The organism is Pseudomonas sp. TH08 (assembly GCF_016651275.1).
Taxonomy (GTDB): Bacteria; Pseudomonadota; Gammaproteobacteria; order Pseudomonadales; family Pseudomonadaceae; genus Aquipseudomonas.
This window is the reverse complement of record NZ_JAEKEE010000001.1, coordinates 173,380-185,000: the sequence shown is the minus strand read 5'-3', so window position 1 is coordinate 185,000 and position 11,621 is coordinate 173,380. Positions and strand designations below refer to the sequence as shown.

6 protein-coding genes and 2 rRNA genes (1 of these 8 running past the window's edge) are annotated in these 11,621 nt (G+C 57.3%); 5 read left to right on the top strand and 3 right to left on the bottom strand.

Translation table 11 applies throughout. From position 1 onward, the window contains the following. From JFT91_RS00890 to JFT91_RS00870, 5 genes are all read left to right on the top strand, one after another. Window positions 1-2,555 (top strand): 23S ribosomal RNA (locus JFT91_RS00890); it begins 340 nt to the left of the window's first position. Window positions 2,556-2,703: 148 nt separating this feature from the next. Beyond that, window positions 2,704-2,819: ribosomal RNA gene (rrf, locus tag JFT91_RS00885) — 5S ribosomal RNA — on the top strand. A 149-nt stretch (window positions 2,820-2,968) separates the two neighbouring features. Further along, window positions 2,969-3,628: a paraquat-inducible protein A gene (locus tag JFT91_RS00880; protein ID WP_201231341.1), complete on the top strand. Its 660-nt coding sequence runs from the start codon at window positions 2,969-2,971 to the stop codon at window positions 3,626-3,628. After that, a complete protein-coding gene (locus JFT91_RS00875) occupies window positions 3,615-4,238 on the top strand; it encodes a paraquat-inducible protein A (RefSeq protein WP_201147713.1) in 624 nt (207 codons plus the stop codon). The genes JFT91_RS00880 and JFT91_RS00875 overlap by 14 nt, the downstream gene beginning before the upstream one ends. Beyond that, the gene (locus JFT91_RS00870) at window positions 4,231-6,534 is read left to right on the top strand and encodes a PqiB family protein (RefSeq protein WP_201228501.1); all 2,304 of its coding nucleotides are present in this window, start codon (window positions 4,231-4,233) and stop codon (window positions 6,532-6,534) included. The genes JFT91_RS00875 and JFT91_RS00870 overlap by 8 nt, the downstream gene beginning before the upstream one ends. Window positions 6,535-6,715: 181 nt before the next feature. On the opposite strand, the gene mksF is transcribed toward JFT91_RS00870, so the two are convergent. From mksF to mksB, 3 genes are read right to left on the bottom strand one after another with little or no spacing between them, the layout of a single operon-like run. Beyond that, window positions 6,716-9,556 carry an Mks condensin complex protein MksF gene (gene mksF, locus JFT91_RS00865; protein WP_201231340.1) on the bottom strand — a complete coding sequence of 947 codons (2,841 nt, stop codon included), beginning with the start codon at window positions 9,554-9,556 and terminating at the stop codon, window positions 6,716-6,718. Next, window positions 9,553-10,254, bottom strand: coding sequence for an Mks condensin complex protein MksE (gene mksE, locus JFT91_RS00860; protein ID WP_158836229.1), 702 nt, complete (start codon window positions 10,252-10,254; stop codon window positions 9,553-9,555). Before mksE ends, mksF begins: the two co-directional genes overlap by 4 nt. Continuing rightward, the gene (gene mksB / locus JFT91_RS00855; RefSeq protein ID WP_201231339.1) at window positions 10,244-11,536 is read right to left on the bottom strand and encodes an Mks condensin complex protein MksB; all 1,293 of its coding nucleotides are present in this window, start codon (window positions 11,534-11,536) and stop codon (window positions 10,244-10,246) included. Before mksB ends, mksE begins: the two co-directional genes overlap by 11 nt. Between the last annotated feature and the right edge of the window lie 85 nt (window positions 11,537-11,621).

The following is an 11,621-nucleotide window of genomic DNA, read 5'->3' as shown; positions in this document are numbered from 1 at the left end:
AATCTCTTAGTCAATGAAATCGAGTAGGACGGAGCACGAGAAACTTTGTCTGAATATGGGGGGACCATCCTCCAAGGCTAAATACTACTGACTGACCGATAGTGAACTAGTACCGTGAGGGAAAGGCGAAAAGAACCCCGGAGAGGGGAGTGAAATAGATCCTGAAACCGTATGCGTACAAGCAGTGGGAGCAGACTTTGTTCTGTGACTGCGTACCTTTTGTATAATGGGTCAGCGACTTATTTTCAGTGGCGAGCTTAACCGAATAGGGGAGGCGTAGCGAAAGCGAGTCTTAATAGGGCGTCTAGTCGCTGGGAATAGACCCGAAACCGGGCGATCTATCCATGGGCAGGTTGAAGGTTGGGTAACACTAACTGGAGGACCGAACCGACTACCGTTGAAAAGTTAGCGGATGACCTGTGGATCGGAGTGAAAGGCTAATCAAGCTCGGAGATAGCTGGTTCTCCTCGAAAGCTATTTAGGTAGCGCCTCATGTATCACTGTAGGGGGTAGAGCACTGTTTCGGCTAGGGGGTCATCCCGACTTACCAAACCGATGCAAACTCCGAATACCTACAAGTGCCGAGCATGGGAGACACACGGCGGGTGCTAACGTCCGTCGTGAAAAGGGAAACAACCCAGACCGTCAGCTAAGGTCCCAAAGTTATGGTTAAGTGGGAAACGATGTGGGAAGGCTTAGACAGCTAGGAGGTTGGCTTAGAAGCAGCCACCCTTTAAAGAAAGCGTAATAGCTCACTAGTCGAGTCGGCCTGCGCGGAAGATGTAACGGGGCTCAAACCATACACCGAAGCTACGGGTATCATCTTCGGATGATGCGGTAGAGGAGCGTTCTGTAAGCCTGTGAAGGTGAGTTGAGAAGCTTGCTGGAGGTATCAGAAGTGCGAATGCTGACATGAGTAACGACAATGGGTGTGAAAAACACCCACGCCGAAAGACCAAGGTTTCCTGCGCAACGTTAATCGACGCAGGGTTAGTCGGTCCCTAAGGCGAGGCTGAAAAGCGTAGTCGATGGAAAACAGGTTAATATTCCTGTACTTCTGGTTATTGCGATGGAGGGACGGAGAAGGCTAGGCCAGCTTGGCGTTGGTTGTCCAAGTTTAAGGTGGTAGGCTGGAATCTTAGGTAAATCCGGGATTCTAAGGCCGAGAGCTGATGACGAGTTATCTTTTAGATGACGAAGTGGTTGATGCCATGCTTCCAAGAAAAGCTTCTAAGCTTCAGGTAACCAGGAACCGTACCCCAAACCGACACAGGTGGTTGGGTAGAGAATACCAAGGCGCTTGAGAGAACTCGGGTGAAGGAACTAGGCAAAATGGCACCGTAACTTCGGGAGAAGGTGCGCCGGTGAGGGTGAAGGACTTGCTCCGTAAGCTCATGCCGGTCGAAGATACCAGGCCGCTGCGACTGTTTATTAAAAACACAGCACTCTGCAAACACGAAAGTGGACGTATAGGGTGTGACGCCTGCCCGGTGCCGGAAGGTTAATTGATGGGGTTAGCTAACGCGAAGCTCTTGATCGAAGCCCCGGTAAACGGCGGCCGTAACTATAACGGTCCTAAGGTAGCGAAATTCCTTGTCGGGTAAGTTCCGACCTGCACGAATGGCGTAACGATGGCGGCGCTGTCTCCACCCGAGACTCAGTGAAATTGAAATCGCTGTGAAGATGCAGTGTATCCGCGGCTAGACGGAAAGACCCCGTGAACCTTTACTATAGCTTTGCACTGGACTTTGAATTTGCTTGTGTAGGATAGGTGGGAGGCTTTGAAGCGTGGACGCCAGTCTGCGTGGAGCCAACCTTGAAATACCACCCTGGCAACTTTGAGGTTCTAACTCAGGTCCGTTATCCGGATCGAGGACAGTGTATGGTGGGTAGTTTGACTGGGGCGGTCTCCTCCTAAAGAGTAACGGAGGAGTACGAAGGTGCGCTCAGACCGGTCGGAAATCGGTCGTAGAGTATAAAGGCAAAAGCGCGCTTGACTGCGAGACAGACACGTCGAGCAGGTACGAAAGTAGGTCTTAGTGATCCGGTGGTTCTGTATGGAAGGGCCATCGCTCAACGGATAAAAGGTACTCCGGGGATAACAGGCTGATACCGCCCAAGAGTTCATATCGACGGCGGTGTTTGGCACCTCGATGTCGGCTCATCACATCCTGGGGCTGAAGCCGGTCCCAAGGGTATGGCTGTTCGCCATTTAAAGTGGTACGCGAGCTGGGTTTAGAACGTCGTGAGACAGTTCGGTCCCTATCTGCCGTGGACGTTTGAGATTTGAGAGGGGCTGCTCCTAGTACGAGAGGACCGGAGTGGACGAACCTCTGGTGTTCCGGTTGTCACGCCAGTGGCATTGCCGGGTAGCTATGTTCGGAAAAGATAACCGCTGAAAGCATCTAAGCGGGAAACTTGCCTCAAGATGAGATCTCACTGGAACCTTGAGTTCCCTGAAGGGCCGTCGAAGACTACGACGTTGATAGGTTGGGTGTGTAAGCGCTGTGAGGCGTTGAGCTAACCAATACTAATTGCCCGTGAGGCTTGACCATATAACACCCAAGCAATTTGCGTCGAAAGGCCAAGTTGCGGTGTGTGAAGACGAAACGAACCGAAAGTTCGATGTTCACAAACACCTAGCTGTCACATACCCAATTTGCTGAAGCGAGGCCATCTGGCCACGATTCGGTACCCGAATTTCTTGACGACCATAGAGCGTTGGAACCACCTGATCCCATCCCGAACTCAGCAGTGAAACGATGCATCGCCGATGGTAGTGTGGGGTTTCCCCATGTGAGAGTAGGTCATCGTCAAGATTAAATTCCGAAACCCCAATTGCGAAAGCAGTTGGGGTTTTGTTTTGCCCGCAGGAAAGTTTTTTGCTCGCGATAGCGAACAAATTTGCACAGTTATTTTCGAATCAGAACACTAGAATAGTCCCACCTTTTTCGGAGCCAGAGCCTTTATGTCAGAGTCGGTTGACGCTCCCGAGCTGTCAGATTTACCGCTGGAAGACTTGGTGGCCTGTCATGAGTGCGACCTGCTGATGCGCAAGCCAACGCTTGCCCACGGCGAGAAAGCCCTCTGCCCACGCTGCGGTTACGAGTTGTACGCTCACCGCCATAACGTGGTGCAGCGCAGCCTTGCCTTGGTCATCGCGGCATTGCTGTTGTACATACCGGCAAACTTTTTACCCATCATGCAACTCAATATCCTCGGACAGTCATCACAGGATACGGTCTGGAGCGGCGTGCTCGGCCTGTTCAACACTGACATGAAGGGTGTTTCGATCGTCGTATTCCTGTGCAGCATGGCAATTCCGCTGCTCAAGTTGCTGTGCCAATTGTTTGTGCTGTTGACGATCCGCTTCAACATCGGCCGCAGTTACGGCTTGCTGCTGTATCGCATTTACCACCACCTCAAAGACTGGGGCATGCTCGAGGTTTACCTGATGGGGGTGTTGGTAGCAATCGTCAAACTGGCGGACATGGCAGCCATCACCGTAGGCCTCGGCCTGGTGTGCTTTATCGGCTTGCTGTTGATACAGGTCTGGTTGGAGGTGGTGATGTCGCCGCATCAGATCTGGCAGGCGTTATCAGGAGAGGATGCTCATGCGGGCGATTGATGCGGGCATTCTGATTTGTACCGAATGCCATGAATTGAATAAACAGGAAGCGGATACCGACGAGCAGACCTGCACCCGCTGCGGGGCGCTGGTTCACGCTCGCCGACCCAATAGTCTGGGCCGAACCTGGGCACTGCTGATCACCGCAGCGATTATTTATATCCCGGCCAACGTGTTGCCAATCATGACTGTCAGTTCTTTGGGGCAGGGTGATCCGAGTACCATCATGTCCGGCGTGATCCAGTTGGTACAGCACGGCATGATTCCGATTGCGGCCGTGGTGTTCATCGCCAGTATTCTGGTGCCGACTTTCAAACTGGTTGGCATCGCATTGCTGCTGTTTTCGGTGCAGCGGCGTCAGCCGTTGTCTGCACGCCAGCGTATCTGGATGTACCGCTTCATCGAGTTCATTGGCCGCTGGTCGATGCTCGATATATTTGTGATCGCCATTCTGGTGGCGGTGGTCAACTTCGGCCGGCTTGCCAGTGTCGAAGCCAATCTTGGCGCCATCGCCTTCGCCAGTGTGGTGATTCTGACGATGCTTGCTGCAGTAACTTTCGATCCCCGACTGATTTGGGATAACACGGAGTCGGACGACGACCATGACTGATTTGCCCGTAGCGAAAACCCGACCGGCCTCTAACTGGTCCGCCATTTGGGTCCTTCCCTTGATCGCGCTGATTATCGGCGGCTGGCTCGGCTGGCGTGCCTATTCCGAAACCGGTATCGAGATCCAGGTGCGCTTTGAAAGTGGTGAAGGCATCCAGGCCAACAAGACCGAGGTCATGTACAAAGGCATGTCGGTCGGTAAGGTCAAGGCGCTCAAGCTCGACGATGAAGGCAACTCCAAAGGGGTGATCGCCACCATCGAAATGAACAAGGACGTCGAGCAGTACCTCAAGACCAGCACACGCTTCTGGCTAGTCAAACCGAGTGTGACCCTGGCCGGTATCACCGGTCTGGAGACATTGGTTTCAGGTAACTATGTGGCCATCAGCCCAGGTGAGGGCGAGCCGGTACGCAAGTTCAAGGCACTGGCCGAAGAGCCGCCGCTGTCCGACGCCAAACCTGGCCTGCACCTGACCATCAAGGCTGATCGACTGGGTTCGTTGAACCGTGGCAGTCCGGTGTTCTACAAGCAGATCAAGGTCGGCCAGGTCAAAAGCTACCTGCTTTCCGAAGATCAAAGCACGGTTGAACTCAAAGTCTTCATCGAGCCGACCTACGCCAAACTCGTGCGCAAACATACACGCTTCTGGAACGCCAGCGGCATCAGCATCGACGCCAATCTCTCCGGGGTAAAAGTGCGCAGCGAGTCCCTGGCGAGCATCGTTGCTGGCGGTATCGCCTTCGCTACGCCGGAGAACCGCAAAGACAGTCCGCCGACTGATCCAAGCCTGCCGTTCCGTCTCTACGAGGACTTTGATGCCGCCGCTGCCGGCATTCGCGTGAAGGTCAAACTCAGCGACTTCGAAGGGCTCCAGGCTGGCCGCACGCCGGTGATGTACAAAGGTATTCAGGTCGGCAACATGAAAGCGCTGAAGATTGACCCTGATCTGTCCAGCGCTACCGCCGAGTTGACGCTCGATCCGCTGGCTGAAGACTATCTCGTGGATGGCACGCAGTTCTGGGTGGTCAAGCCATCGATCTCACTGGCTGGCATCACCGGGCTGGAAGCATTGGTAAAAGGTAACTACATCGCCGTACGTCCGGGCGATAAGGGCGGTGCACCTAAACGCGAATTCGAGGCGCGGCCAAAAGCACCGCCGTTGGATTTGCGCTCTCCGGGCCTGCATCTGGTGTTGTTCACCGACACGCTTGGCTCGATCGATGTCGGCAGCCCGATTCTGTACAAGCAGGTCAAGGTGGGTTCGGTACAGAGCTATCAGTTCTCCAAGACTCGCAAGCAGATCATCGTCGGTGTGCACATCGAGAAGGAATACGAAAACCTGGTCAACGCCTCGACGCGTTTCTGGAACGTCAGCGGTGTCACGCTGACCGGCGGTTTGACCGGCGGGATTCAGGTGAAGAGCGAGTCTTTGCAAACCCTGATGGCCGGTGGCATTGCTTTTGAAACGCCGCAAGCCAAGGCACCGCTGCAGAAACGCATTCCACGTTTCCGCTTGTTCGCCAACCATGACGACGCCGATAAAAAAGGCGCCGTAGTGACGATCAAAGTCGATCGCGCCGACGGCTTGCGCAGCGGCACGCCGGTTCGTTTCAAGGGCCTGGATGTCGGCAAGATTGAAAGCGTTGATTTGGCTGACGACCTGCAATCGGTCCTGCTCACCGCACGGATCACCGAAGTACCGGAGAAAATCGCCCGGGTCGGCAGTCAGTTCTGGGTGGTCAAACCTGAGTTGGGTCTGATGAAAACGTCGAACCTGGAAACCCTGGTGACCGGCCAATATCTTGAAGTGCAACCGGCTGCCAAGAACCTTGGCCCGCAGAAAAACTTCGTTGCCTTGGCCAATGCGCCAGAAGTGACCAAGCAAGAGGCGGGTTTGAGCCTGGTCCTGAGCGCCGCTCGCCGTGGTTCGTTGAAACCCGGCGTGCCAGTGACCTACCGTGAAATCACTGTGGGCAAGGTCACCGGTTATGAGCTGGGCCAGACCGCCGACCGAGTGTTGGTGCATATCCTGATCGAGCCGAAATATGCGCCGTTGGTGCGCAGTGGCAGCCGCTTCTGGAACACCAGTGGTGTGGGCTTCGACATTGGCCTGTTCAACGGTTTGACGGTACGCACGGAGTCGCTTGAGACGGCGATTCAGGGCGGCATTGCCTTCGCCACGCCAGACGGCGAGCGCATGGGCAACCCGGCGCGGGCTGAACAAACCTTCCCACTGTTCGACAAGTTCGAGGATGAGTGGCTGACGTGGGCGCCGAAGATTTCGCTCGGCAAGTAGTTCTGTGGTGTCTGAAGTGACGCCATCGCGAGCAGGCTCACTCTTACAGGGGAATGCATCCACTGTGGGAGCGAGCCTGCTCGCGAAGAGGCCTCAAAGCCCAGTACAAACCCCAAGCCATAAAAAAGGGCCGCGATCCAAGCAGATCGCGGCCCTTTTTATTGCCTTCAGCTAAAGCCGATCAAACCGCGTCCAGCTCCGGCTCATCCGCTTCAACATTGACGGTCGCCTTCACCGCATCATGGCGACGGATGTACTTCCAGTCCGCCTCATCGATGTAGATCCCCGCCGGGCCGCTGCCGCCCTCAAGGTCGATGGCGACACTGGCGCAAACCTGCGGCTTCACACTCGCCAGAATCGGCACGAAGCCCAATTGCAGACTGGTTTCCAGCAATGCTGCCTGGTTCTTCTCATCGATGTCCGCCGCTTCGTCGAGGTAATACGGCAAACGCACGCGGCCGGCCAGGTCGCGATCCATCAAGTGGAGCAACAAGTACATGTTGGTCAGCGCCTTGATGGTCATGGTCGTACCATTGGACGCCGCGCCATCGATGTCGGTGTGGATCACCGGCTGGCCGTTGACCTTGGTGATCTCGAACGCCAGCTCGAACAAGTCCTTGAGGCCGAGCTGGTTGTGGTTCGCCGCCACCAACCGCGCCAGGTATTCCTTGGCCTCTTCGTTCTTGTTGTCCTGTTCGGCGCTCTGGCTGAGGTCGAACACCGACAGGGTTTCGCCTTCTTCGTATTGACCGGCGCTGTGGATGATCTGGTCGATGTGCTTGAGCGCTTCCTTGTTCGGCGCAAGGACGATACGGAAGCTCTGCAGGTTGGAGACCTGACGCTTGTTGATCTCGCGGTTGAACAGCGCCAGTTGATGCTCAAGGCTGTCGTAGTCGCTACGGATGTTACGCAACGTGCGGGCGATATCGGTGACCGCCGCGCGACGGGCCTTGCCCAGCGTCAGCGCTTCATCGGTGCGGTGCGCGTAAGCGTTGATCAGCAGTGACAGACGGCGCTCCATATCGTCTTCGCTGTCGAACTTGGCCACGCCTTTGAGGCGTACCTGCGCGTAGAGCGCTTCGATCTGACCATCGGCGCGGAGCAAGCCTTGCCAGCTGTCCTGATAGTCGTTGAGCAGCGGCAGCAGATTGTCCATCGAATCGTCGACCGGATCCATGAACGGCGTACCGAACGGCAAATCTGCCGGCAACAGCTGACGGCGGCGCAGCGCATCGTCGAGGGTGCGTTGCTTGGCTTCCATATCGGCGATCTGCCGGCCGACCAGTTGCAGCTTAGCCGACAGTTGTTGAACGCGCTCGGTGAAGGCATCGCTGGAACGCTTGAGTTCATCCTGCGCGCCTTCCATCTGCGCCAGTTGCTCGAGCTTGTCGCCTTCTTCAGCACTCAGGGTCTGGCTGCGGCGGAAGTCTTCCAGGGCTTTCTGCGCGTCCAGCACTTGCTGATACAGCGCTTCGGTCTGGGTTTTGCTCGCGGCGCGGTCGGCGGCTACAGCCTGCTGGGTTTTCAGCTGCTTGAGCTCTTTTTCCAGACGCTCTTTCTGATCACGCAGCGCGGCACGGTCGGCCAATGCTTGCAGGGCTGGAGGCTCGATATTGGAGATATCGATCGACAGGCCCGGCACTTCGAAACGTTCACCCTTGAAGCCATCAAGAATCAGCTCGACCGATTTCACCCACTCGCCATCGTCGTCGAGGGTGATGCCGTGTTCGCCCAGCGGCAGGCTGAACAGTGCGCTGTTGAACAGGCGCATCAGGCGCTCGACGTCCTGTTGCGAGAATTCTTCGCGCAGACGGGCGTAGCTGTTGTTGTCAGCGTGATCGAGTTGCTGCTTCACCGACTTCAGGCGTTTTTCCAGATCGCGCAGGCGCTCTTCCAGATCCTCGGCGCTGAATTGACGCGATTGCGCCAATGCACCGGCCAGTTCGTCGTGGGCATCTTTGGCCGCGAGCAATTGTTGCTCCAGCACTTTGACGTCGTCGACCAAGGCAAAGCGATTCTTCAGGACCGACAGTTCGCCGAGCCAGCGCTGGATGCCGGAAATTTCCCGCTCCAGTCGCATCAGTTCCTGAGTGCCGCCGCGCTGATCGTTTTGCAGACTGTCCTGCTCGCCACGGTAGTGATCGGCCTGAATCGTCAGTTCTTCCTTGCGCGCACTGGCGTAGTCCGACCAGGTGCCGAGCAACGAGTCGAGCAGCGGCGACAGGCGATGCAGTTTGCCGCGCAGCACGTCGCGCTGTTTCACGCCGTTGGCCAAGGCCTCAACCAACGGACCGGCAGCGACCAGCGAGTTATAGTCCTGCTCCATACGTCGTACGTCGCGGAAGGCTTCTTCGCACGCGGCGATGTAATCGACGCTGCCGGAACGCAGGCTGTGTTCGAAGGCATCGAGGAACAACTGCTTCAACTTGGCCGCAGTGATTTCGCGCATGTGCAGCAGGTTGATGAACAGTGCGCGGAAGGTCTTCAGGCTCTGCTCGCTGGTGGAACGCAGCGGGATCAGCGTCAGGTCGAGCGGGATCGACGTGTGACCGCCAACCAGCAAACGACGCAGCTCATCAGGCTTGAGTTCGTAGGCTTTCAGGCCTTCTTTCTCAAGGTTGCTGAACAGCTCTTTCTGGCGCAGGCAGGTGTCGTTTTTCTGGTAATGCGCCAGATCGAGCTTGCCGGCGTAGGCGAAGAACTGGTGACCGAAACCGCCGCCCGGGCCGCGACCGACCACGCCGATCACGTGCGGGCCGTGGGGCAGGTTCACTTCGACGAGGATGTAACTGGTGTCGGAGGCAAAGTAGAAGCGCCGCGATTGTTCGAGGCTGTACTTGCCGAAACTCATGTCCGACATGCGCGCCAGAATCGGGAACTGCAACGCGTTGATCGACGCCGATTTACCGAGGTTGTTCGCGCCGTAAACCGACAACGGCTCTTCCAGCGGGAACAGGCCGAGGCTGTAACCGGCGGTGTTCAAAAGGGCAAAGCGGCGGATGCCGTAGCGTTCCTGGCTCATGCGTCGGACTCCTGTTCTTCGGCAATGGCGCGGGCCAGTGCGTCTTCTTCGCTTTCTTCATCGAATTCGGTGAGATCCAGCGGATCGTCGGTTTCGAGGAATTTGGCCTCGGCTGCTTCGTCGATCAGCACTGGCGCCGGAAGCGGCAGTACGCTGTGCACGCTGGCCGCCAGATCGCGGTCTTGCTGCACCGACAGGCAGACGTCGAGGAAACGATGCATCGGCGGCAGGAAACGGTAGACGCCGTTTTCTTCGCCGGCGAAACCCAGTTGAGTCATGCGGCGCATGATCTTTTCTTCGAGTTCTTCAACCGTTTGTACTTCGGCCTGAATGAACAGATCGCGGTATTTTTCCAGCAGCGATGGCAACTCTTCGCGGCCGAGGCTACCGCCATCGAGCACGGCGATCGGATCGCGGCCCTGATCGGCCAGATGCTCGACAAGGATGAAGGTGAACAGCGCCAGACGCTGGGCAGTCTTGTTCACCGCTGCGGCAGCCATGTCCGGTACGAAGTAATAGAAGCCACGGGTGTCGCAGACCAGTTCAAAACCCAGCGCCTTGAACAGCGTGCGGTATTGATCCTGGAAATTCGACAGTTGCGCGTACAGCTCCGGGTCGCGGCGGCTGACGTGGTAGCCCTTGAACAGCTCGCGGAAGATCGGCGCGAGTTGCGACAGTTCGGAAAGATCAAGTTGCATTTGAAGTACCTGCAGAGAGGGCGCTCGCAGAATCCTCGGCGGCACTGGCGCTGGCCGAGAGCAGGGCGAAGGAGCGCAGGCTGACCTGGTGCTCGTGAGTGTGATATTCGCGGCGTTCCAGACGCTCGCGCTTGAAGCGTTTTTCCCGCGACAGGCGCGAGAACCAGTAAAGCAATTCGTCGGTGGCGCCGTCCGGTTCCTGTTCCAGCAGCCAGACCATCAGGTCCGGCATTGGCAGGGCGTCTTCGCAACGGTCGAGCATCTCGCGCACGGTGCGCGGCGCACGTGGCGCCTCGCCTTTCTGAGTCTTGTGCGCCTTGGGGAAGCGCGCCGGTTTCGGCTCGAAGCGCGCCAACGCGTAAACGTAGGCCTCGACCTGACTGGCGCTGCCGAGGAAGGTGCTTTGCGGTCGAGTGAACAGCGGCATCGCCGCTTGCGGCACGGCATCGATACCTTTACGGCGAATCGCCGCCAGCGCAAGCGCGGCGCCACGGGTCACGGCGTTGTGTCGGCGTGCTTCTTCACGCAGCGGCAGCAGCAGTTCGCGGGCATGACGCAAGGTCAGTTGCGCGCTGGTCTGCATTTCGAGGATGCGCGCCTGGGTGCGCAGGAGCATGTCGTCATCGACCAGATGGCCGAGGCGTTGCTGCTCGCTGAGCATCTTCAGCAATACGGTTTCGACCTTGCGCACGCCTTGTTCGAAAGCGCCGTCGGCGTTCACCAGATCGATCATCGGCTCGACGTATTCGTCCCACGTCGCCAGCACTTCAGCGTAACGCTGACGCAATGGAATCTGCCGGTCGCTGGTCTTCGCGCGTTCGGCGACGGCCACCAGCGCCTGTTCGTCGTTATCGAGCTTCTTCAGCACGTCACGCACGCGCATGTCGAGCAGGCGCAACTGGCGGGCGAGGTCGTGGCCGTCGCGGATGTCGAACGCGTCCTGGATGTAACCGGCCAGACGCTCGAGGTGGCGCAGATAGGCTTCGATTTCCAGGCACAGGCCCAGCCGGTGCTCCCTGCGCAAGTACGCGAGGAAGTCGTGGATCTGCGCGTTCAGCTCGAAACGGTTCGGGCTTTTCGCCACCGGAATCAGAATGTCGAGGCGAATCCACACGTCGAGCAGGCTGGTGATGTCCTGCGGCGTGCTGTCCAATTGTTGGGCGGCCAGTTGCGTGCGCAGTTCGTTGAGGCTCAATGTGCCTTGGTCGAAGTGCTCGCACAAAGGCTCCAGAAGCGCCCAGTGTTCAGCGAGGGCGCGCAAGACGCGCTTGGGTTCGATCATCGGAATGCCCGGCTGGTTGGCAATTAAAAGCGGCGATTGTACTGCATCACGAAGGATGCGATTCAGTCTCGGGACGGGCTGTCGC